A 21,916-nucleotide genomic window follows, 5' to 3' on the forward strand; every position below is an offset into this window, starting at 1 on the left:
CAGCAGGCCGGGCCTTTTCGCGGGCAAGCCCGCTCCCACAAGGATGGTGGTGTTGCGAGATTTCGTGGCCAATGCGAAACCCTGTGGGAGTGGGCTTGCCCACGAAGAGGGCGGTGCTGGCTACGTCCATTTCAAACAGGCAATAAAAAACCCGGAAGCTTTCGCTGTCCGGGGTTTTTTTATTGCCAGAACAATCAGCGGTTAAACCGCTCCACCAACGAATACTGCGTGTTGGCAGTCTTGGTCAGCTCTTCACTCAGCAGCGCCGAGTTATGCGCCTGTTCCGAGGTCTGGTCCGCCAGTTCCGAGATGTTGCTGATGTTGCGGCTGATTTCTTCAGCCACGGCACTTTGCTCTTCGGTCGCGGCGGCGATCTGGGTGGTCATGTCGGTGATGTTGGCCACCGCTTCGCTGATGCCGACCAGGGCCTGATCCGCTTCCAGTACCCGCGCTACACCTTCTTCCGCCTGACGATGCCCGGCTTCCATGGTTTGTACGGCGCTGGACGCAGTTTGTTGCAGCTTGGCGATCAGGGCGTGGATCTGGCCGGTGGATTCGCTGGTGCGTTGTGCCAGTTGACGGACTTCGTCGGCGACCACGGCAAAACCACGGCCCATCTCGCCGGCGCGCGCTGCTTCAATCGCAGCGTTGAGTGCCAGCAGGTTGGTCTGGTCGGCGATGCCTTTGATGACGTCGACCACGCCGCCGATTTCGTCGCTGTCCTTGGCCAGTTGGGTCACGGTCAGGCCGGTTTCGCCGACGACGACCGACAGGCGCTGGATGGCTTCGCGGGTTTCGCCGGCGATGTCGCGGCCGCGGCCGGTCAGGCGGTTGGCTTCCTGGGTGGCGTCGGCGGTGCGTTGGACGTGGCTGGCCACTTCTTGCGTGGTGGCGGCCATCTGGTTGACGGCGGTGGCGACCTGTTCGGTTTCCACGCGCTGACGTTCCAGACCGCTGGAGCTGTTGTGCGCCAGGGCGTCGGACTGTTTGGCCTGATCGGTCAGGTGCTCGGCGGTGTCCTGCAGACGGGTCAGGCAGGTTTTCAGGCGCGCTTCCTGGCTGAGAATCGACATCTCCAGACGTGCCTGGGCGCCACGGCTGTCGGTGTACATCTGCGCGATCAACGGGTCGGAGGTGGTCTGCTCGGCCAGACGCAGCAGGCGCTTGAGCCCGCGTTGTTGCCATTGCAGGCCCAGCAGGCCCAGCGGCACCGACAGACCGGCGGCGAGGGCGAAGCCCCACTGCGAGTTCAGGGTGGCGCCGATCATGAAGCTCAGCTGGCTGACCAGAATGAACGGCAGCCAGTCTTGCAGCACCGGCAGCCATTTGTCTGTTTGAGGGATCGCCGACTTGCCCTGGTTGATGCGTTGGTAGAGCGCTTCGGCACGGCGGATCTGTTCGGCGGTGGGTTTGACCCGCACCGACTCGTAACCGACCACCTGATTGCCGTCGAACACCGGCGTTACATAGGCATTCACCCAGTAATGATCACCGGTCTTGCAGCGATTCTTGACAATGCCCATCCATGGCAAGCCTTGTTTCAGTGTGCCCCACATGTGCGAAAACACCGCAGCCGGGACGTCGGGGTGACGAACCAGGTTGTGCGGCGCACGGATCAGTTCCTCACGCGAAAACCCGCTGATTTCGACGAAAGCGTCGTTGCAGTAGGTGATCACGCCCTTGGCGTCGGTTGTGGAAATCAACCGTTGCTGAGCCGGGAAAGTCCGTTCGCGTTGTGTAATGGGCTGGTTATTACGCATGGTTTTTCAATCCGCAAGGCTTTGAAAGGTTGTCGGCGGGGTCAGCCATTTATTGAAATTTTTTTTCATTTATAAGTACGGCGTCGCAAAACGGCCCTTGCTTCAACCCGCGAGCATCGGATAGGTGAACAGACCGAAGTGCAGCAGGTTCAGGCCAAAATGCGTGGCGATCGCCGCACCGAGCCCGCCAAAACGGTAGGCCAGACCATAGCCGACACCCGCCAGACTCGCCAGCAACACCCAGTGCCAACCGGCGCCCACATGCACCAGACCGAACAGCAGGGACGCCAGCAGCAGCGCGAGGTTTTCGCCGTAGGGCAGGTGTTGGAAACACCGGCTCAGGCCGCCCTGTATATAGCCGCGAAACAGCGCTTCTTCGACCAGCGTCACCAGCAGCAGATTGTTCAGCACCCACAGCCACGCCTGATCCGGCCATTTCGGCGCCCAGGTGATCATGCCCAGCAACACTGCGCCGCCAAGCGCCAGAATCACGCTCAACGTCAAAGCCAGTGCGGTGGCGTACACCGTCAGGCGCAACGAACGACGCGCGACGATCCACGGGCAGACCAGCAGCAACCAGAAGCCAATCAGCGGTTTGTCGAGGTTCAGGTACATCGAGAACGGCACGGCGTTGTCTGTGAAGCGCTGCGGCTCGATGGCCCGGCCGTTGTAGAAACCCGGCAGCCAGTGCAGGGCCAGCGCCAGAGCCAGCACGATAAACAGGCCATGGCCGAGATAACGCCCGACCGGCACGGTTTGCTGGCGCACGGCGTAAGCGGCGAAAACCAGCAGTGCAATGGAGATCAGCGCCAGCCAGCCGAGCTGGCCGAAACTCAGCGCCAATCCGTAACCAAGGCTGAGAAGCCCGAGATAGAGCCATGGCAGAGCTGTCATGGAAAGTCCTTGTGCACGATTTGTGGACAGGCTTTCTACACTCGTAAGGCCGAGGGGACAAGTGAAGGTGTGGCGAGAAACCGGGACAACAACAAAGCCATTGGCCAAACACAAATCCCAATGTGGGAGCGGGCTTGCTCGCGAATGCGGTGTGTCAGCTAACAGATTTGCTGAATGTTACAACGCCTTCGCGAGCAAGCCCGCTCCCACAGGGGTTTTATATTCCACCAGGAATTTTGTGTTTGGCGGGAGATCAGCGCAGGTTGAGTTTCGCCGCCGCGCGCTCGGTGATTTCCGTGCGCAACTTCAGCGAAGGTGCTGCACGCTTGCGGGCCTCATCGACAACCGCACTCGGTGCCGTCTCCGGGCTGCCCGAATCAAACGGCGGCGCCGGCGCATATTCCAACTGCAACTGCACCAGTTGCGCCGTATCGACGCCGACCAGTTCCTGCGCCAGCGTCAAGGCAAAATCGATCCCCGCCGTGATGCCGCCCCCGGTAAACAGATTGCCGTCACGCACCACCCGATCCTTCACCGCAATCGCGCCCAGTGTCGGCAGCAGATCGTGATAAGCCCAGTGCGTGGTCGCCCGTTTGCCCTGCAACAGACCCGCCGCCCCAAGCACCAGCGAACCGGTGCACACCGACGTCACGTAACGCGCCTGCGCGGCTTGCGCCTTGATGAACGCCAGAGTCTGCTCGTCTTCCATCAACGGCCCGACCCCAGCGCCGCCGGGAATGCAGATCACATCCAGATCCGGGCAGTCCTCGAAGGTGGTGGTCGGTTTCAGCACCAGCCCGGTGCTGGCGGTGACCGGCACCAGATCATTCCAGATCAGGTGCACCTGCACGTCCGGCAACGAGGCCAGCACGTCATACGGGCCGGTCAGGTCGAGTTGTTGCACCTGGGGAAACAACAGAAAACCGATCTGCAACGCCATGATTCTTCTCCGTGAAAAGGGGTGGACGGCTTCACTGTAGGCGCGTAGGTTTTGGCGCATACGCCAATCAGCCCACGAATTACGCCAAATGCCGAAAACCATCCACGTCCTCGCGTTCGCCAATGTGCAATTGCTCGATGTCACCGGGCCGTTGCAGGTCTTCGCCTCGGCCAACGACATCGCCCGCCAGCAGGGTTTGCCTGCGCCTTACGCGCCAACGGTGATTGCCAGCGGTGGCGGGGCGGTGAACTCGTCTGCCGGGTTGGCAATGCTGGTCGAACCGCTGCCGAAGCAGCCCAGCGATACCCTGATCATCGCCGGCGGCTGGGGCGTTTACGCCGCTGCCGAAGACACTGAGTTAGTGAGTTGGGTGCGTGAACACGCCAATGGATGCCGGCGCGTGGCTTCGGTTTGTACGGGAGCATTTCTGCTGGCGGCCAGCGGCTGGCTCGACGGTCGCCGGGTCGTCACCCACTGGACCCGCTGCGAACAACTGGCGCAGCAACACCCGCAATTGCAGGTCGAGCCCAATCCGATCTTCATCAACGACGGCCCGGTCTGGACCTCGGCAGGCGTCACCGCCGGCATCGACCTGGCGCTGGCCATGGTCGAAGACGATCTCGGTCGCGACATGGCCCTGGACGTCGCCCGGCAACTGGTGGTGTTCCTCAAACGCCCGGGCGGGCAGTCGCAGTTCAGCGTGACGCTGTCGCTGCAAAAGCAGGGCAACCGCTTCGACGATTTGCACGCGTGGATTGCCGAACACCTGACTTGCGATCTGGGTATTCCAACCCTCGCCGAACAGGCCGGCATGAGCGAACGCAGTTTTGTGCGCCACTACCGCGCCGACACCGGCCAGACCCCGGCTAGGGCCATCGAACTGATCCGCGTCGAAACCGCCCGCCGGTTGCTGAGCGATACCGGTTTGCCGATCAAACGGGTCGCGGCCAATTGTGGGTTTGGCAGTGAAGAAACCTTGAGACGCAGCTTCCTGCGGGCCATGGGGGTGACGCCGCAGGCTTATCGGGAGCGGTTTTCGGTCAACGCTGGAGCAGATCCAGTAATGCCTTGAGCGTTTCGCCCGTTATCCGAATAGCACCTTCTGCCAATGGTCTTCGCTGATGATGGCAATCGGCACGCCACTGTCGCGAAGCTCAACGGCTTTCTTGATCTTGGTGCCGTAGCTGCTGTGAAGCCATTGATCATTACCGATGCTGCCCACCACCAGATAATGAATCTTTTTGCTGACCGAGCCGCCGATCAGTCCACCTCGCTCGACAATCAGCGCTTCACAGTCCTTGCGGGGGCCGTAGGCCATGACACCGGTGAAGAGAAAGACACGATCAGCACAGCTCAATGCCGGAGCAGGGTTGTCCAGAGGCAGAGAGGTTGAGGCAACGAAGGGTTGCTGTGCGCCGACTGGAAGACCTGCGAACTGGTGAAGCATTTCCAGCAGTTCGGCCGACTCTTCTGCATCAAGAACGCCGTCACTCAGCATGTCGGCGAGACGCTTATAAAGGATGTTGACGACTGGATCGCTCAAATGGATCAAGTGAGTTTCGATCCAGTTCTTGAGGAATTCGGCTTCCTGCTGATTGATCTTGCCGTCTGCTGCAAGCCCGGCAGCGATTCCAGCCAGCGCGTCGACGGAGCGACGGTCGATTCGGGCCTGATGAAAGAAACTGCTGTTCTGAAACGCCTGATGTAGATCGACCATTGCGCCTCTCCTTAAGCCTCGGCTTCCGCCACCTGATTGAGATACTTGCTGCGATCCGGCGTAAACGTCACCACCATTTTCGTCCGCGAGCAGGTCATGACCCGTTCGGCACTCAGATCAATATCCAGATCTTCCCCACGCAACCCTTGCCACTGGGCGAGGTATTTCAGCGACCCGTATTTTTCATTCTTCTTCAGGCTGCGACTGACCCCGCCTTTCCAGCCCAGCACCGGTAGTTCATCGGCGCTGCAGCGTTGAGCGAGGTCGGGGAAGCGGGTGGCGCGCTGGCGGCCGATTTCCCAGCATTTGATCAGGCCCTTGTCGGCGGCTTCCCACAGTTCATCGCGCTTGAGGCCGGTGCGCAGTGGGGTGTCGATCTGGCGGTGGATGCGTTGGCTCATTCTGGTTCCTTGAATCGGGTTTTTATTGGACAGCTCCGCTGTGCCCGTTGCGGTGGATGGTAGGGGGGGATGTAACAGCTGGCAACAAGGTATTTCGGGGTGTAAGTGCGAGTTGCGGGCCAAGCGTTACACGGGGTTGGCAGGTTTCTGTAGGCCGTGCCATCAACCAGTTGTATCGAAAGGAATCGATTGTGTGGGCCAACCCTTCAACTGCAAGGCTCGGGGGTGTTTACCGCTCGTAGGTAGCCTTCCTACAAGCGGCGATTGAAGTTGAGATCTTTCCTACAGGCTCTGGCGAAGATGGATGACTACGGCTGCCAGTAATTCTTCTCCCCACTCAACTTGCGATCCAGAAAACTCGCTGCACTGATCAGTGCCAGATGCGTCAGCGCCTGTGGTGTGTTGCCCAGATGCCGGCCACGGTTGTCGAATTCCTCCGCGTACAGCCCCAACGGATTGGCGTAACGCAGCAGTTGTTCGAATTCCAGGTGAGCCTTTTCAACTTGCCCGGCGCGGGCCAGACATTCCACATACCAGAACGAGCACGCAGCGAAGGCGCCTTCAGTGCCGGACAATCCGTCGATACCCGCATCATCGTTGCGATAGCGGTAAACCATGCCGTCACGCACCAGATTTTTTTCGATGGCCTCCAGCGTCGCCAGCCACTTCGGATCCTTGGCACTGACAAAGCGCACCAGCGGCATCAGCAACATCGAGCCATCCAGCGCCGTGCCGCCCTGGTATTGCACAAAATGCCCGCGCTCTTCGTTCCAGAAGTTGTCCCAGATGTCGGCATGAATCGCCTGACGGGTCTGGTCCCAGCGGGCAAAGGGCGCCGGCAGCGAGCGTTTCGAGGCCAGGCGGATGGCGCGGTCCAGCGCCACCCAGCACATCAGCCGTGAGTGCAGGAAGTGATGTTGCTCACCGCGCATTTCCCAGATGCCTACATCCTTGGTCTGCCAGGTCTCACAGACCTGATCGACCACTTCCATCACATGTTTCCAGCCTTCGTGGGAAATCGCGTCGCCGTATTTGTTGACCAGATAAACGGCGTCCATCAGTTCGCCGAAGATATCCAGTTGAATCTGGTCGTAGGCGCCATTGCCGATCCGCACCGGTTTCGCGCCGCCGTGGCCGGATAAATGCGCCAGTTCGGTTTCCGGCAGTTCCTGGCGGCCGTCGATGGCGTAAAGGATGTTCAGTTTCATCGATTTGCCGCTGCAATCGCTGACCCGCCCGCGCAGCCAGCGCATGTAGCCGTTGGCTTCGTCGACAAAACCCAGGCGCATGAAGGCGTAAACGGTAAAGGAAGCGTCGCGGATCCAGGTGTAGCGATAGTCCCAGTTGCGTTCGCCGCCGGGGGTTTCCGGCAGGCCGAAGGTGGCGGCGGCGAGGATTGCCCCGTGCTGGCGCGAGGTCAGCAGCTTCAGGGCCAGGGCCGAGCGGTTGACCATTTCGCGCCAGCGACCGCGATAGTTGGACTGGCCGATCCAGTCGCGCCAGAACTTCAGGGTGCGCTCGATGCACAGTTGCGCGGCGCCTTCGGCGAAGCGCGGATCGTCGCTGGCGCCGAGCATGAAGGCGGCGGTTTGATCCTGCTTGAGGGTGAACTGTGCGACTGCCGCATCGTCATCAACGCTCAAGGTTTGATCCGAGGCCAGCCGCAATGTCGGCTGCCCGCTGGCGCTGAACAGCACATCCTTTTTGTCGATGACAGCGCGGGTTTCAGCGCGGGCATAGTCATGCCGAACGGCGCAGCGCAGATGAAACGTCGCCTGCCCGCTGACCACCCGCACCCGGCGCATCAACAGCGGCAGGGCATCGTCGTTGTCGCCAATCGGCAGCAGGTCGGTGATTTCCACCACGGCGTGGTCGCTGAGCCAGCGGGTTTGCAGGACGTTGGTGTCCGGCAGGTAAATCTGTTCGCGCCGGGCATCGGGCAGGTCCGGCGCGAGCTGAAAAATCCCGGCATCGGGGGTATCGAGCAGCGAACAGAAAATCGACGGGCTGTCGAACTCCGGCCAGCAGAAAAAATCCACGCTGCCCTTGTCATTGACCAGCGCGGCGCTGCGCATGTCGCCAATGATGCCGTGGGCGTCGATGGGACTTTGTCGTTCGGATTGATGCTCAGCCATTGCCACGGAACTCCGGATAGAGGCTCATGCCGCCGTCGATGAACAGGGTGGTGCCGACGATGTAGTCGGAGGCATCGGAGGCGAGGAACACCACCGCGTTGGCCACGTCCTCGACATCGCCGATGCGCCCGTAAGGGATGAGTTTGAGCAGGTCCTGCGCGGCGTCGCCTTCGGTGGCGTCCTTATTGATGGCCGTGCGGATTGCCCCCGGCGCGATGCCGTTGATGCGGATGCGTTGGTGGCTGACTTCCTGGGCCAGGGTCTGCATCAATTGATCGACGCCGCCCTTGGACGCTGCGTAATTGACGTGCCCGGCCCAGGGAATGCGCTGGTGTACCGAACTCATGTGGATGATCTTACCGGCAGCCCGGGACACGCCTTCGCGCACGCCCTGGCGATTGAAGATCCGCAGCGCGGCGCGGGCGCAGAGGAACTGGCCGGTGAGGTTGACGCCGATCACCGCGTTCCAGTCGGCCAGCGACATATCCACAGCCGCCGCGTCTTTTTGCAGGCCGGAATTGGCCACCAGAATGTCCAGCGTTCCAAAGGCGTCGAGGGTCTGCTGGAACAGCCGCTCGACGTCTTCCTCCTTCGAGACATCGGCGCCGATGGCGATGGCCTGGCCACCGTCGGCGACGATCTGCCGGGCCAGCGCTTCGGCGGGCTCGGCCTGGCGGTTGTAGTTGATGACCACGGCAGCACCGGCAGCGGCCAGGGCTTTGGCGGCACCGTGGCCGATGCCGGAACTGGCGCCGGTGACCAGTGCCACCTGACGGGCGAGGGAAATCTGCATGCAGGGTCGCGCCTTGGGTTGAGGGCTTATTTAGCTGACTGATGGGCGGCGGCGAGAGTTCATCCGCGTACATGAAATCATCGACAGGTTTATGCGGCAGCGATTGGCCCTGCACGGCACAGGGACTTGACACTCCACCAACAATTCCTCGCTTCCCCGGCCGTCAGGCTTTGTGGCAACTTGGCCACGAGTTCACATTGACACTTGAAGAGATCTCCAACGACGTTGCTAAATCTATTCAAATTCACCGGGGTGGATTTAACAGTGCTTCCAGTCTGGCTTTGGCCTCGGATTGCAGGCCATACCGGGCAGCCACGTAGGCATCGAGCAACTCAGTGAAGTCCGTTGCGATGTTGCTGCCCTTGAGTGTCATTACCCGCTCGCCGTCCATGTACACCGGTGCCGATGGATGCTCTCCTGCTCCAGGCAGGGAAATGCCGATGTCCGCCAGACGGCTTTCGCCCGGGCCATTGACGACGCAGCCCATGACCGCGACATGCATATTTTCGACGCCGGGAAATTGCATTTTCCACTCGGGCATTCGGGCCTGAAGAAAACCATCAATCTGCTGCGCCAGTTCCTGAAAAAAGCTGCTGGTGGTGCGCCCGCACCCGGGACAGGACACCACGGTGGGGGTAAATGCACGCAAGCCCATGACCTGCAGAATCTGCTGTGCCACGAGCACTTCACGGGTGCGGTCACCGTTGGGTTCCGGAGTCAGGGAAATGCGCAGCGTGTCACCGATGCCTTCCTGCAAAAGCACCGCCAGCGCGGTAGAGGAGGCGACGATACCTTTGGAGCCCATGCCGGCCTCGGTCAATCCCAGATGCAGCGGAAAATCGCAACGTGCGGCGAGACTCCGGTACACCGCGATCAAATCCTGCACATGGCTGACTTTTGCCGACAGCACAATCCGGTCTGCCGACAAGCCGACGTCGATGGCCCGTTGCGCATTCTCCAGCGCCGATACCACTAGTGCCTCACGCATCACCGCATCGGACTCCAGCGGCAGGGCTGATGCTGCGTTTGCGTCCATCATCCGAGCCAGCAAATCCGGGTCCAGGCTCCCCCAGTTAACACCGATTCTCACCGGCTTGCCGTAGCGGCAGGCGGCTTCGATCATGCTGCAGAACTGCTCGTCACGCTTGGCGCCCTTGCCGACATTGCCGGGGTTGATGCGGTACTTGCCCAGTGCCTCGGCGCATTCGGGATATGCCGCTAATAAACGATGGCCGTTGAAATGAAAGTCACCCACCAGCGGCACCTTGATGTTGCGCCGATCCAGAAGCTCGCGAATGTGTGCTACCTGCGCTGCGGCGTCGTGACTGTTGACTGTGATCCGCACCAGTTCGGCGCCTGCCAGCGCGAGGCTTTCGACCTGGCGGGCTGTAGTTTGGGCGTCGGCGGTATCGGTATTGGTCATGGCCTGCACAACAACGGGCCCGTCGCTGCCTACGTTGACAGGACCGATGATGACTTGCCGGGTGTTGCGTCGAGCGATAGGGCTGTCCATGGATACGACTCCTGTAGGGCGCGGCTTACTGACGGGCAATCAAACCGTCGGGCAAACGGAAGTGAGCATGCTCTTCGCGTCCTGGTAGGGTCTCGATCTCGAGCGGGGCGATCCTGTTCAGCGCATTGAGCACATCATTGACCATCGCCTCGGGTGTTGAAGCGCCGGCGGTAATACCGATGGTCGATTGATCGTTAAGCCATTCGCTGTGAACTGCGCTGCCATCGGCGATCAGGTAACTGGGGATTCCTGTTTCAGCGGCGATATCACGCAACGTCACGGAGTTGGCGCTTTGTGGGCTGCCGATCACCAGCACCACATCGACGCATTGGCTCAGTTCACGTACAGCCGTTTGACGGTTCTGTACGGCATAGCAAATGTCGCGGGTGTCGGGTCCGATGATCTGCGGATAACGTCGCTTGAGTGCGTCGACTACTGCATGGGTGTCGTCGACGCTGAGGGTGGTTTGGGTGATGTAGGCCAGCGGTGTGTCCTGTGAAAACTCGAGTGTGGCGACTTGCGCTTCGGTTTGTACGACCACCACCGGAGAGGGAATTTGTCCGAGCGTGCCGATCACCTCGGGATGGTCCGGTTCGCCAATCAGGATCACCTGATAACCTCGGGCGGCGTATTGACGGCCGTGGTTGTGCACTTTGGTTACCAGCGGGCAGGTGGCGTCCAGGACCTTTAATCCCCGCTGGTGAGCATCGTTTTCTACCTCTTTTCCAACACCATGAGCGCTGAAAATCGTGACGGCATTGGCTGGGACTTCATTCAGATCTTCGACGAATCGTGCTCCTTTGGCCCGCAAGTCCTCGACCACGTGCTGGTTATGGACGATTTCGTGCCGCACATAGACTGGTGCACCGAATTGCTCAAGGGCCTGTTCGACGGTATCGACAGCGCGAACTACACCGGCGCAGAAACCTCGGGGTTGGGCGAGGATGACTTTCATGGTGGATTCTCACGTTCCTTCGGTATTTACCTGTCAATGAGCACAATCTATCTGAACAGGCTTCGCCCACATCTCTGTCGCTAAAGGTTCGCGAGGGGCTTTTACGGCTGTTCGATGCTACTCAAAGGGCGATCAGTGTCCATTGCTGGCTCTGGCTCCGTGACACTTCAAGTGTGTATGTCGCGGGTAGAAGCAATGAGCGTTCCCGTTAGCGGTAGCTTTTCGGGCGGGACTTCATGAGGTGGATAGAACTGCGCTGTCCAATTGCGGAAAATCATAATAGGGCCTTCGTTGACGGTGAGTTTCGGTTTTGCGCCGTAATTTCTGTAGGCCCAGATATGAAGGTCTTTTTTCGCCTCAGGAATGAACCAGAAATGGTAAGCCGCCGCTGTCAGGGCCAGATTCAATGTGTTTCTGATCCAGCGTGGGAACATCGAGAGCCTCTCGACCCGAAGCACCATGAAGTCTTTCAATGACCATTGGAGTGGGGCTATCTGGGTAGGAGTCACCATCAATATGATATGCAGACCTAGTCGTTTCTGGGTCACATCCACAACCGTTAATCCGAGCCCGTAAAGCGTCATTTTCATCTCTATGGCGAGCCCGAGTACTTCCATAGTGTACTGGACTGTCAGTTGATGACCTTCGGCGATAGGTGGCTGCATGACTGCATTCATCCAGCTGTGAACAGGTGCGAAATGGTTCAGGTCAAAGACATTTTCGCCTATGTTCTGGAGGTTGCCCCGTTCGTTGTGATGACTTCTGAGCGGAGTGGGAAATCCTGCCAATTGAAGGTCGGGCAGTTTCCATATTGCGTGGGGTACATCAGATCCCTGCCACACGAATATCAGTCCGTTCCATTCTTGTACTCGGCGGTGAGCGAGCCTTGCCTGTGGCGGTTTGATCCCGCTGGGAGTGTGTAGGCAATGGCCATCCGCAGTGAACGCGAAATGATGAAACGGGCACACAATGGTTTCGCCGACGATCTTTCCTCCTCTTCCGAGATGGGCACCCAGGTGCGGACAAAAGGGCTCGACGGCTCGGACAGCGCCTGATTCCGTGCGGTAAAGCACTAATTCCTCGCCCATGAATGGCACCGTTTTCACAGCTTTGGGTTTGAGTTCACTGGCGAAGCACAGTACGAACCAGCCGTCAGGATATAAAGTTGATGGAGTTATCCTCTCATTAGGAGTGCTCGACATTGTCACGAAGTGATCCCACCTATAGTTGAGTATTAATGGACGGTGAGTTTCCCCACTATCTCGTAATCGACGGATTCCTGTCGCACACTTTTTCTCTATGTGGCCTAGTCTATAGGGGCTGAATGCAAAGGATCGTAATGCCACCACCAAGATATTGAAGGAATATCGACTATTCCCCTGCAACTATCCGGGAAGTTCTCGGTCAGAGTTCCCCCGTAATAAGCCAGTGGTCCGTCGACTCCATTCAAGTAACGGTATCGAGGGTTTTCAATTATCCACTCCAACCCCCCGCGCCAGTAACAATCCAGGCTCTGGATATAGGCTTCAACTTCCGGTGACGCTTTTGCTAGCACAGAATCTCTCAGTCGCATATACAAGCCAGCAATGTTGTCGCGCATGCTGAAAGCTTCTGCCAATGCTTGATTATGAGTAATTCCAGTGCGCTGTTGAATCAGAGAGACAATATTATGTTGTCTGCCCTCGGGATCTCTTGCCAGTTCCTTGCCATACGAAAAGAAGTCACTTTCCCAGACAATCATCATTGCAGCCATTTCGGTCAGAGCACATAGGCGTCGATCCTCCATATCTGACTGGCTTATATTGACCAGGGTGCTAATATGGCCAAAAGTTGGAAAAACCATTCCGCCACCTGAACTAAGACGCAGCAGTGCGCAATCGTTCAAGGTTGGTTGTGGATTGACCAGTTTTCCTACTTCGACCATGAAGTAACCACGTTGAGTATTTACAAATCTAGAGGTGTGTAATGGAGTTGTATATTTGTCCAGCCTTAAACGTATGTCGCGTAAAGCCATTGCAAAATTGTTTTCAGGGTAAGCGGGGACTTCGGGTGATTCGATCGAGCGTTGCATCTGTAACATGGCGGTAATTGATCGCGCGGGGTTTTCACTCATTGCACCTTCGTCGCAGTACTCGTCGTCAAATGAAAAAGCCCAAAGAGTATAGTCCGCGAAGATTTGTGCGATATCAGCACTCGCCGCATCGGGGTACATCAGTGCCGCCAGGCGGCCGCATCCAACGCTGGCCAGACGTTGCCGATGTTTTTCATCACTGTATAAATGCCATTTATCCATCCACGAGATAACTCCTTCCTCAAGCTTTTCACTTTCTGGATAAATTTTATATGGCAATGGGCAATTGATATTGGTTAGTGTAAGAGTGGTCATGTAGACTCCTTGTGATATTTTTAAAAGCGATCAGAACTTTTCGCCTGGCTTTTTCACAATCACACTATAAGTAGAAACCTTGTTCTTAAGCAGCGCCACCGACCAGTTCTCCGCCAATACCCGCAACTCTTCCAATGCCCCCGTCACCCCATTCGGAAACAGTTCCTCGTTTTCAATATTGGCTTTCGAATCCATCAACCAGCGTGCAACATCTATGTTGGATGGCAATACGCGCATGTCATGAGTGGTGAAACCACTCTCTTCCAGCACTTGACGAAAGTACTCAGGTGTCTTGCGGTGTTTGCAGGCCAAGCGATCCACGTCGTCCGGAGTGTCGGGTTTGTATTCCTTGGGATCGGTGTTGTATAGGTTGTCGGAAATCACTACGACGCCGCTTTCGCGCACTCGAGAAAAGAGGGCGCGCATGGTGTTTTCGTAGAGTTCATCGGGAAAGTGCGAGATCACGCCGCGAATGATCACCAGGTCATAGGGCTCATCGGCATCGGGGAGCAATTCGATGTCTTTGGCGTTGCACAGGTACAGATTGATGCGATCGGTCAAACCCTGTTCGGCGTGAAATTTTGCGCAGAATTCCAGTTGGCGCCGGCTGACGTTCACGCCGTCGAGGTGCTGGCATTCCGGGAAGCGTTCGGCCAGGTACTTAAGGATGTAACCCCAGCCACAGCCGATATCGAGAATACGTTTGATCGGTGGGCGATCGGGTTCTTCCAGACCTGCCAGTTTCAGTTGGCGCTCAAAGTAGCGAATACCTGACTCGTCGAGGCTGATTGGCGGTGTCGAACGTGGATCGTCATAGACACCGAACTGGAAGAGGATGTAATTACCGATCGCCTTGCGCCAGTCTTCGGGACTGTCGCCATAGGTGTATACAACCTTTTCCTGGTAGTTATCGACGCTCGATCCTTGAATGATCTGATAGGGCAAGTGAGTTTCGTCGGCGATGACAGCCGGTTTGGCTTGTTTGCTCATTGTTTTCTCTCCTTGTGAATATTCACGTCATACTCGTGTCCGCAACGACACGCCGATCGTTGCGTTGCTGTTGTCGGGAAACTTCACATCGAGGCGGCTTATAAATACCTCTATCGAACGCGTGATCCCGGGCGCATCGAGCCCGCACATACTCAGTAATTTTTCAGATGCACCGTGCTCGATGAATTGATCGACGAAGCCCAATTGCAGCACTGGCGGTGAGTGGCTGATCGCGGCTAACTGCTCCAGGCACGCTGAGCCAACACCCGCCATCACGCAACCTTCCTCAATGGTTACCAACAGATCATGGTTCCGGGCCAGTTGCTCAACTAGGGCCCCATCGAGGGGTTTGATAAAGCGCATGTTGGCGACAGTGGCGTCGAATGCTTCGGCGGCTTCAAGGGCGGGGCGCAGCATCGAGCCAAATGCCAGGATAGCGATGCGATAGCCCGTGGGCTGCGTGGAGTTTCGGCGGATTTCACCTTTGCCCACCGGCAGGGTATGCAATGCCCGCGACGTGACGACGCCGTTACCCGATCCGCGTGGATATCGCACTGCACTCGGGCCTTTTTGGAGGAGGGCGGTGTGGAACATCAGTCGGCATTCGTCTTCATCTGCCGGGGCCATGACAGTAAGGTTCGGTATACAGCGCAGATAAGCGATGTCGAAAGCGCCCGTGTGAGTGGCACCGTCGGCACCGACGATACCAGCCCGGTCTATGGCGAAAACCACAGGCAGATTCTGGATAGCGATATCGTGAATCAACTGGTCGAAAGCTCGTTGCAAAAAGGTCGAGTAGATCGCCACCACCGGTTTCAAACCCTCGGCTGCCAATCCTGCAGCGAAGGTCAGCGCGTGTTGTTCGGAAATTCCGACATCGAAAAAACGGTCGGGGAAGCGTCGTTCGAACTCCACCAGACCTGATCCTTCGCACATCGCTGGGGTGATTGCCACGACGTTTGGATCACGTTCAGCTTCATCACATATCCACCTGCCAAATACTTGGGTGTAAGTGGCCTTGCTGGTCACAGGGGGATCGATACCGTGTGCGGGGTCAAATTGTCCCGGTCCGTGGTAAAGCACCGGGTTGGATGCTGCCGGTGAATAACCGTGCCCCTTTTCTGTGACAATGTGCAGCAGTTGCGGGCCGCGCAGTTTTTTCAGGGCGTGCAGCGCAGGGAGCAACTCGTCGAGATGATGACCGTTGATGGGGCCTGTGTAGCCAAAGCCCAAGGCTTCGAAAAAAGTCGCCTCGGTTCCTGACTCTTTTAACTGTTTCAAATTCCCGAAGTATTCGCGTAAGGCCCCGACCGGTGGCGAGATCGACATATCGTTGTCGTTGAGAATCACAAGAAACGGCAATTCCTTATATAAGCCGGCATTGTTCATCGCTTCGTATGCCATGCCGCCGGTTACCGCGCCGTCTCCGATTACTGCTACGCAATGGCGGGGTTGCGATTGATTACGAGCTGCCAACGCCATGCCCAGTGCCGCCGAGATGGAAGTGCTCGAGTGCGCCGTGCCAAAGGTGTCGAATTCAGATTCGCAACGGCGGGGAAAGCCGGAAATTCCACCGAATTGGCGAATGCTCTCCATCGCCTCACGTCGTCCGGTAAGGATTTTGTGGGCGTAGGCCTGATGGCCGACATCCCACACGATTCTGTCGTTGGGGGTGTTGAACACGTAATGCAGCGCAACAATCAATTCCACGGTGCCAAGGTTGGCCGAGAGGTGACCGCCGGTTCTAGCGACACTATGCAAAATGAACGCCCGCAGTTCATCCACGAGTGGGCCCAGGGCGGCGACATGCAGCGCACGCAAATCAACCGGGCTATCGATGGTCTTGAGTAATTCGAACATGCTGGATTCCTTTCTAGTGGCTCATTTTTGCGAGTTCTTTCCAGGCGCTTATCCTGGAAACTCCGGTGGTCTCGACGATCCGACGGAACCAAACGGTGAAGGTCTCGGGGGCAGCTGCTATTCGTGCGGGGAGTTGTGAAAGCTTGAGCCATTGCCATGCATGGGCTTCTTCGGGATTGGCGATGGGGTCACAGTCACTGACACCGACGAACACGTGGTCGAACTCGTGCTCTATCAGTTGGTTCGAGACTTCTTCGCGGTAGAGCAGCGTGGAGACCTTGCGCAAGGAGCAGGCTATGCCCATCTCTTCCTGCAAACGGCGTTTTGCGGCTGAAAGCGTCCGCTCGCCAAGCCGGGGATGCCCGCAGCAAGTGTTGGTCCACAGGCCTTGAGAATGGTATTTGCCGAAGGCGCGTTGTTGTAACAGGACACGGCCAGTGTTATCGAAAATGAAGATCGAGAACGCACGGTGCAAAAGCCCGAATTGATGGGCCTGCAACTTGGGCGCACAGCCTTTTTTACGATCTCGCCGATCGACCAGAATAAGTAACTCTTCCATAGCTAGACTCCAATACGTCTTCGCTACTGGGCGTTACTACGCTGACCAGACTTCTTAGGGAAAAACAGACGGGTGTTGTGGTTCGAAGTTAGTTGTTTGTTGTTGAAGGGGCAAATTTTTGATTAGATCTTTTTCTTATTCTTGGTGCTTTTTTCTGGTTGTATAGTTCTATGGTGTATGCGGTATTTTGCGAGTGAATATTCAGAATTGTATTGATGCTTATAGCAAACGCTCATAGAGATAGCACTTGTGGTACGTAGCTTTGTAGCTATTGTCAGACAGAACTTCTCTGAATTTTGTGATGGTGGATGTCGCAGGTCGTGGGAGTTTTTTTGATGTTGGGTGATTTCGATTTTTTATATATCGAAGTTTTAACGTCTGGTTTTGATGGGTTAGGGTATTCAAATGTTACAGCGCCTATGTGTTCTCGGTTCTACCGGGTCTATTGGCGACAGTGTTTTAGATGTGGTCGCACGTAACTCTGACAAGTATGTTGTGTATGCATTAAGTGCGCATTGCAATATAAAAAAGCTTTTTCAACAGTGTCTTGAGTTTAACCCGATCGTGGCTATCGTAAGTGAACCGCACCACGCGATAGAGCTTCAGGCACATCTACAGGCAGTACAGTCACGTACCGAAGTATGTTGCGGTATTGAGGCTTTGTGCGAGGTCGTTTGTGTCGCAGAGTGCGATACCGTCGTTGCTGCCATTGTCGGTGCGGCAGGGCTTCTGCCAACTTTGAGCGCTGCCCGGGCCGGAAAAAAAATACTCTTGGCCAACAAGGAAGCCTTAGTCATGTCTGGTGCGTTGTTCATGCGCACGGCCAGAGAGTCCGGTGCAGTTATTTTGCCGCTGGATAGCGAACACAATGCGATCTTTCAATGCTTGCAAGGTTGTGATCCCGAATTATCCGGCGTTGAGCGGTTGATTCTGACCGCCTCGGGCGGGCCGTTCAGGACGCGTTCGCTGGCATCGCTCAGAGACGTTACGCCCAAAGAAGCCTGTGCTCATCCCAACTGGGTGATGGGCCGAAAAATATCCGTCGACTCAGCAACGATGATTAACAAAGGCCTGGAGATCATTGAGGCCAGCTGGTTGTTCAATACGGCGCCGTCGCGTATCGAGGCGCTGATACACCCTCAGAGCATTGTTCATTCGATGGTGGTTTTTCGGGATCAGTCCGTACTGGCACAGATGGGCAATCCCGATATGCGCATGTCCATTGCCCATGCGTTGGCCTATCCGCAACGTATAACTTCAGGCGTCGCGCCTTTGGATCTCAGCCAGTTGTCGGCATTGACCTTCGAGAAACCTGATCTTGTTCGTTTCCCGTGCCTTGAGTTGGCCATGGAGGTGATCAATCAGCCGCCGGCGGCAAGTATTGTCCTGAACGCGTCAAATGAAGTGGCGGTCGACGCCTTCTTGTCCTTGCGAATTTCTTTTACTGACATCGTGCGAGTCATTGATCGAACCCTGCAACGCATCGACTCAGCGCCGGTTAATACGATTGACGACATTCTGGCAATAGATGACCAGGCACGTAGAGTCAGTCGTGAGTCAATCGCACGCTTGTAGTCTTCACACTCCACCAACAATTCCTCGCTTCCCCGGCCGTCAGGCTTTGTGGCAACTTGGCCGCCCCTGATGAGGCTGCATCCGATGGCAAACCCTTACCGCGAACTGTTCAACGCCCCCGGCGCCCGGGCTTTTGTGATTGCCGCGATGATCGCGCGCATGCCGATTTCCATGACTGGCATCGGCGTGATCACCATGCTCTCGCAATTGACCGGCGGCTATGCGTTGGCGGGCGGGGTGGCGGCGACGTTTGCGCTGGCCACGGCGTTTTGCGCGCCGCAGGTGTCGCGGCTGGTGGACCGTTTCGGTCAGGGGCGAGTGCTGCCGGTGGCGGCGCTGATCGGCGGGGGCGCGCTGCTGATGTTGCTGTTGTGCACCCGCTTGCAGGCGCCGACCTGGACCCTGTTTGTCTGCGCCGCGCTGGCCGGTTGCATGCCGAGCATGTCGGCGATGGCGCGGGCGCGCTGGACCGAAATCTATCGCGGCCAGTCGCAGTTGCAGACCGCTTATGCGCTGGAGTCGGTGCTCGACGAAGTCTGCTTTATTGTCGGCCCGCCGCTGTCGGTAGGCTTGTGCGTCGGTGTGTTTCCCGAGGCCGGGCCGCTGGCGGCGTTGTTGATGCTGGCGATCGGCGTAACGGCGTTCGTCGCCCAGCGCAGCACCGAGCCGCCGGTGCATCCGCACGAATCGCAGCATCAAGGCTCGATCATTCGCTCGACCGACGTGCAATGGCTGCTGGCGTTGATGCTCGCCATGGGCGTGATTGTCGGCGTGGTGGATGTGGTCAGCGTCGCGTTCGCCCAGCAGCAGGGGCAGCCGGCGGCGGCGAGCATCGTGTTGTCGGTGTATGCCATCGGTTCCTGTCTGGCTGGCATTGCCTTCGGCGCGATGCGCTCGAAGTTGCCGTTGCCGCGCCTGTTTCTCTACGGCGGTCTGGCGACCGCGGTGACCACTTTGCCCTTGTTACTGGCGACCAACATCTTCGGGTTGGCCGTGGCGGTGTTCATCGCCGGGCTGTTCTTCTCGCCGACCCTGATCGTGGCGATGGCGTTGATTGAGCGCATCGTGCCGCCGGCCAAACTCACCGAAGGCCTGACTTGGCTGGTGACGGGTCTGAGCATCGGCGTGGCCATCGGCGCCGCCGGTTCCGGTGCACTGGTGGATGCGTTCGGCGCGCGCAGCGGTTTCTGGCTGGCGATTGCCGCCGGGGCAGTGGTGCTGGGCTCGGCGGTGCAGAGCTTTCGTCACCTCAAATAATGCCGGTTACCAGCCCCGGCCCGAGTTCACCCAGAAGTTGACCGACAGCGACGTCGAGACCGACTCCACCTGATGGAACCAGCCTTCCGGCAGGAACAGCAGGTCGCCGGCCTCCAGGGTCACGCGCAGGAACGTCACGTCGCGTGCGGCGGGGCAGCGCTCATAGTCCGGCGCATCCGGGTTGAAATCGCAGCCGTCCAGCCCACCTTCCGGCGCGGTGGACCAGGTGCCCAGCGCTTCGCGGTGGTGGGGCGCAGCGAGGGTGAATTTCTTCTGGCCCCAGACCTGGGCAAACAGGTTGTCGGAGTCGTCGCGGTGCAGCGGCGTCAGCGTGCCCTTGGGGCCGATCCAGATCCGTGGCGGGATGAACAGCGAGCCATCGAAGTAGGGCGGGTATTTGATCTGCTGCATCAGCGCGGCCGGCAGGATGTTGTTGCCCATATACGCCGGCGGCTCGCCGTCCGCACTCTTGGCTGCCGGACTGTCCAGCGAAGCGATGAAATCGGCCATTGAGGTGGAGCGGAAATCCCGTTCGGTGGAGAAGGTTTTCTTCACGTAATCGCCGTGGCGGGTGATGCCTTGCAGTTCGGCGAAATGCACCAGCGACTCTTCGCGGCTGAGCTTGAACAGCGGCCAGTCGTGCAAGGCGTTGCTGATGACCACCGGCGTGCCGAAGGGCAGGTAGCGCTCCTCGAATTCCTGGACTGACAACTCGCTGCGCGGCCGGCGCTCGACGACGGTCTGCACCGGTCGTGCGGCGGTGATGGTTTCACTGCGGCGCGGCGGCGTCGGGTAGCGCTTGTTCATGTCGACCTTTTGCGCCGGCGCGCCACCGTGGCGGGCCTGGTCGATGATCTGCGGCAGCATCGTCGCCAGGCCCATATTGCCGCCGATCTTCAGCCGCCCGCTGGCGAACAGTTCTTCGACGTTGGCGGTGCCGCCCATGATCCCGGCGAAATCGTTCGGCGCCACTTCAATGGTCACGTCCGGGTTCGGGTGTCGACCGGCCTCGGTACGGGTGCTGGCCTTGACCTCGGACCAGCACGCCAGCTGTGGACCCAGCACGAATTGGAAAACGCCTTCGATGCCGACGGCACCGGCATTGGCGAACAGCTTGCCCAGGATGGTCTGCAGGTCCACGGTGAATCCTCGTTGTTGTTTTGGCCTGAACGGTTAACGAGTGTTTGTCGGGGAAATTTAGCCACCGCCGACTAATTCTCCGGGTCGTTGATCCGTACCCTTTTGAAGAGACATTTTTTCGAGGGAAGCGTGGTGACCAAGTTGACCCTGCTGTGCCTGCCGTACTCCGGCGCCAGTGCCATGGTCTACAGCCGCTGGCGGCCGAAGCTGCCGCAATGGCTGCAACTGCAACCGGTGGAGCTGCCGGGGCGCGGCGCACGGTTCGACGAACCGCTGCACACCGACATGCGCGCACTGGCGATGCAACTGGCCAGGGAGTTGCGCCCGACGCTCAAGACCCCTTATGCGTTGTTCGGCCATAGCCTGGGCGCGCTGATGGCCTGCGAAATCGCCCATGCACTGCGGGCGCTGGGCTGCCCGGAACCGGTGGCGCTGTTCGCTTCGGGCACCGCTGCGCCGACCATGCGCGCCGATTACGACCGCGGTTTTGCCGACCCCAAAACCGACGCCGAGCTGATCGATCAGTTGCGCACGCTCAACGGCACCAGCGAGGAAGTGCTGGCCAACGAAGAGTTGATGAGCCTGACCCTGCCGATCCTGCGCGCGGATTTCCTGCTCTGTGGCAAGTTCCAGCCGTTGCAGCGTCCGCTGCTCAAATGCCCGGTGCATGTGCTCGGCGGCAAGGCCGACAAGGCCACCACCGAACAATTGATCGGCTGGAGCAAGGAAACCTCGGGCAGTTTCTCGGTGGACATGCTGGCCGGCGGGCACTTCTTCATTCATGAACACGAAGCCCGAGTGCTCAAGGTAATCAAGGATCAACTTGAGGTGCATCACCGGCGCCACGCGCTGGCCGTCTCGGCCTGAGGCTTTACCTGTGGGAGCGAGCTCGCTCCCACAGGGGTATTTGGAAAACCAGAAAATCCGCGCTCTACCTCCCCTCTGACACTTCTTCTCAATCGCTAATTTTTCCGGTCTGCATTCGTTTTATAGGGACGACGTGCCTTTGTGCTGCCTGCCTACTGATCCGGATGCCAAGAA

The 21,916-nt window shown here is 58.2% G+C and carries 19 protein-coding genes; 4 read left to right on the forward strand and 15 right to left on the reverse strand.

Annotated elements, in window-relative coordinates; translation table 11 throughout:
• Positions 1-194: 194 nt before the first annotated feature.
• The 3 genes from K5E37_RS02225 to inhA all read right to left on the reverse strand — a co-directional run bounded on the left by K5E37_RS02225 (position 195) and on the right by inhA (position 3,594).
• On the reverse strand, positions 195-1,760 hold the full coding sequence (locus K5E37_RS02225) for a PAS domain-containing methyl-accepting chemotaxis protein (protein ID WP_221532996.1): 1,566 nt from the start codon (positions 1,758-1,760) through the stop codon (positions 195-197).
• 102 nt (positions 1,761-1,862) lie between these two features.
• Positions 1,863-2,654 carry a CPBP family intramembrane glutamic endopeptidase gene (locus K5E37_RS02230; protein ID WP_221532997.1) on the reverse strand — a complete coding sequence of 264 codons (792 nt, stop codon included), beginning with the start codon at positions 2,652-2,654 and terminating at the stop codon, positions 1,863-1,865.
• A gap of 253 nt (positions 2,655-2,907) precedes the next feature.
• The gene (gene inhA / locus K5E37_RS02235; protein ID WP_221532998.1) at positions 2,908-3,594 is read right to left on the reverse strand and encodes an isonitrile hydratase; all 687 of its coding nucleotides are present in this window, start codon (positions 3,592-3,594) and stop codon (positions 2,908-2,910) included.
• 88 nt (positions 3,595-3,682) lie between these two features.
• On the opposite strand from inhA, the gene K5E37_RS02240 reads away from it, so the two are divergent.
• On the forward strand, positions 3,683-4,666 hold the full coding sequence (locus K5E37_RS02240) for a GlxA family transcriptional regulator (protein WP_221532999.1): 984 nt from the start codon (positions 3,683-3,685) through the stop codon (positions 4,664-4,666).
• A 12-nt stretch (positions 4,667-4,678) separates the two neighbouring features.
• On the opposite strand, the gene K5E37_RS02245 is transcribed toward K5E37_RS02240, so the two are convergent.
• The 11 genes from K5E37_RS02245 to idi all read right to left on the reverse strand — a co-directional run bounded on the left by K5E37_RS02245 (position 4,679) and on the right by idi (position 16,903).
• Complete coding sequence (locus K5E37_RS02245) at positions 4,679-5,311, reverse strand: BRCT domain-containing protein (protein WP_221533000.1); 633 nt, start codon at positions 5,309-5,311, stop codon at positions 4,679-4,681.
• Positions 5,312-5,322: 11 nt separating this feature from the next.
• A complete protein-coding gene (locus tag K5E37_RS02250; RefSeq protein WP_085612884.1) occupies positions 5,323-5,712 on the reverse strand; it encodes a hypothetical protein in 390 nt (129 codons plus the stop codon).
• 308 nt (positions 5,713-6,020) lie between these two features.
• Positions 6,021-7,847 (reverse strand): glycoside hydrolase family 15 protein, encoded by a 1,827-nt coding sequence (locus K5E37_RS02255; RefSeq protein WP_221533001.1) that lies wholly within the window; start codon positions 7,845-7,847, stop codon positions 6,021-6,023.
• Positions 7,840-8,640 (reverse strand): glucose 1-dehydrogenase, encoded by an 801-nt coding sequence (locus tag K5E37_RS02260; protein WP_039770079.1) that lies wholly within the window; start codon positions 8,638-8,640, stop codon positions 7,840-7,842. Before K5E37_RS02260 ends, K5E37_RS02255 begins: the two co-directional genes overlap by 8 nt.
• Positions 8,641-8,884: 244 nt before the next feature.
• The gene (gene ispG, locus K5E37_RS02265; RefSeq protein ID WP_221533002.1) at positions 8,885-10,153 is read right to left on the reverse strand and encodes a flavodoxin-dependent (E)-4-hydroxy-3-methylbut-2-enyl-diphosphate synthase; all 1,269 of its coding nucleotides are present in this window, start codon (positions 10,151-10,153) and stop codon (positions 8,885-8,887) included.
• A gap of 25 nt (positions 10,154-10,178) precedes the next feature.
• Positions 10,179-11,108, reverse strand: coding sequence for a 4-hydroxy-3-methylbut-2-enyl diphosphate reductase (gene ispH / locus K5E37_RS02270; RefSeq protein ID WP_221533003.1), 930 nt, complete (start codon positions 11,106-11,108; stop codon positions 10,179-10,181).
• A gap of 167 nt (positions 11,109-11,275) precedes the next feature.
• A complete protein-coding gene (locus tag K5E37_RS02275) occupies positions 11,276-12,310 on the reverse strand; it encodes a Rieske (2Fe-2S) protein (RefSeq protein WP_260403911.1) in 1,035 nt (344 codons plus the stop codon).
• 104 nt (positions 12,311-12,414) lie between these two features.
• Positions 12,415-13,494: a terpene synthase family protein gene (locus K5E37_RS02280; protein WP_221533005.1), complete on the reverse strand. Its 1,080-nt coding sequence runs from the start codon at positions 13,492-13,494 to the stop codon at positions 12,415-12,417.
• A gap of 30 nt (positions 13,495-13,524) precedes the next feature.
• Positions 13,525-14,484, reverse strand: a complete 960-nt coding sequence (locus K5E37_RS02285; protein ID WP_221533006.1) for a cyclopropane-fatty-acyl-phospholipid synthase family protein — start codon at positions 14,482-14,484, stop codon at positions 13,525-13,527.
• Positions 14,485-14,511: 27 nt separating this feature from the next.
• A complete protein-coding gene (gene dxs / locus K5E37_RS02290; RefSeq protein ID WP_221533007.1) occupies positions 14,512-16,344 on the reverse strand; it encodes a 1-deoxy-D-xylulose-5-phosphate synthase in 1,833 nt (610 codons plus the stop codon).
• A gap of 13 nt (positions 16,345-16,357) precedes the next feature.
• A complete protein-coding gene (gene idi, locus K5E37_RS02295) occupies positions 16,358-16,903 on the reverse strand; it encodes an isopentenyl-diphosphate Delta-isomerase (protein WP_221533008.1) in 546 nt (181 codons plus the stop codon).
• A 399-nt stretch (positions 16,904-17,302) separates the two neighbouring features.
• On the opposite strand from idi, the gene ispC reads away from it, so the two are divergent.
• Complete coding sequence (ispC, locus tag K5E37_RS02300; protein WP_311776177.1) at positions 17,303-18,478, forward strand: 1-deoxy-D-xylulose-5-phosphate reductoisomerase; 1,176 nt, start codon at positions 17,303-17,305, stop codon at positions 18,476-18,478.
• An 84-nt stretch (positions 18,479-18,562) separates the two neighbouring features.
• On the forward strand, positions 18,563-19,735 hold the full coding sequence (locus K5E37_RS02305; protein WP_221533010.1) for an MFS transporter: 1,173 nt from the start codon (positions 18,563-18,565) through the stop codon (positions 19,733-19,735).
• A 6-nt stretch (positions 19,736-19,741) separates the two neighbouring features.
• On the opposite strand, the gene K5E37_RS02310 is transcribed toward K5E37_RS02305, so the two are convergent.
• Positions 19,742-20,875, reverse strand: a complete 1,134-nt coding sequence (locus K5E37_RS02310) for a cupin-like domain-containing protein (protein ID WP_221533011.1) — start codon at positions 20,873-20,875, stop codon at positions 19,742-19,744.
• Positions 20,876-21,004: 129 nt separating this feature from the next.
• Between K5E37_RS02310 and K5E37_RS02315 the strand changes: the two genes are divergently transcribed.
• Complete coding sequence (locus K5E37_RS02315; protein ID WP_221533012.1) at positions 21,005-21,742, forward strand: thioesterase II family protein; 738 nt, start codon at positions 21,005-21,007, stop codon at positions 21,740-21,742.
• Positions 21,743-21,916: the final 174 nt, after the last annotated feature.

Origin of the sequence: Pseudomonas sp. RIT778, assembly GCF_019718735.1 — a bacterium.
In the GTDB taxonomy this organism is placed as follows: domain Bacteria; phylum Pseudomonadota; class Gammaproteobacteria; order Pseudomonadales; family Pseudomonadaceae; genus Aquipseudomonas; species Aquipseudomonas aphyarum.

What these genes read in the sequence shown, in the direction of transcription:
- inhA (WP_221532998.1), bottom strand. Translation starts at nt 3,594, where the DNA reads ATGGCGTTGCAGATCGGTTTTCTGTTGTTTCCCCAGGTGCAACAACTC.
- K5E37_RS02275 (WP_260403911.1), bottom strand. Translation starts at nt 12,310, where the DNA reads ATGTCGAGCACTCCTAATGAGAGGATAACTCCATCAACTTTATATCCT.
- K5E37_RS02250 (WP_085612884.1), bottom strand. Translation starts at nt 5,712, where the DNA reads ATGAGCCAACGCATCCACCGCCAGATCGACACCCCACTGCGCACCGGC.
- K5E37_RS02245 (WP_221533000.1), bottom strand. Translation starts at nt 5,311, where the DNA reads ATGGTCGATCTACATCAGGCGTTTCAGAACAGCAGTTTCTTTCATCAG.
- K5E37_RS02280 (WP_221533005.1), bottom strand. Translation starts at nt 13,494, where the DNA reads ATGACCACTCTTACACTAACCAATATCAATTGCCCATTGCCATATAAA.
- K5E37_RS02260 (WP_039770079.1), bottom strand. Translation starts at nt 8,640, where the DNA reads ATGCAGATTTCCCTCGCCCGTCAGGTGGCACTGGTCACCGGCGCCAGT.
- K5E37_RS02285 (WP_221533006.1), bottom strand. Translation starts at nt 14,484, where the DNA reads ATGAGCAAACAAGCCAAACCGGCTGTCATCGCCGACGAAACTCACTTG.
- ispG (WP_221533002.1), bottom strand. Translation starts at nt 10,153, where the DNA reads ATGGACAGCCCTATCGCTCGACGCAACACCCGGCAAGTCATCATCGGT.
- dxs (WP_221533007.1), bottom strand. Translation starts at nt 16,344, where the DNA reads ATGTTCGAATTACTCAAGACCATCGATAGCCCGGTTGATTTGCGTGCG.
- K5E37_RS02230 (WP_221532997.1), bottom strand. Translation starts at nt 2,654, where the DNA reads ATGACAGCTCTGCCATGGCTCTATCTCGGGCTTCTCAGCCTTGGTTAC.
- K5E37_RS02305 (WP_221533010.1), top strand. Translation starts at nt 18,563, where the DNA reads ATGGCAAACCCTTACCGCGAACTGTTCAACGCCCCCGGCGCCCGGGCT.
- K5E37_RS02240 (WP_221532999.1), top strand. Translation starts at nt 3,683, where the DNA reads ATGCCGAAAACCATCCACGTCCTCGCGTTCGCCAATGTGCAATTGCTC.
- K5E37_RS02225 (WP_221532996.1), bottom strand. Translation starts at nt 1,760, where the DNA reads ATGCGTAATAACCAGCCCATTACACAACGCGAACGGACTTTCCCGGCT.
- ispH (WP_221533003.1), bottom strand. Translation starts at nt 11,108, where the DNA reads ATGAAAGTCATCCTCGCCCAACCCCGAGGTTTCTGCGCCGGTGTAGTT.
- idi (WP_221533008.1), bottom strand. Translation starts at nt 16,903, where the DNA reads ATGGAAGAGTTACTTATTCTGGTCGATCGGCGAGATCGTAAAAAAGGC.
- K5E37_RS02255 (WP_221533001.1), bottom strand. Translation starts at nt 7,847, where the DNA reads ATGGCTGAGCATCAATCCGAACGACAAAGTCCCATCGACGCCCACGGC.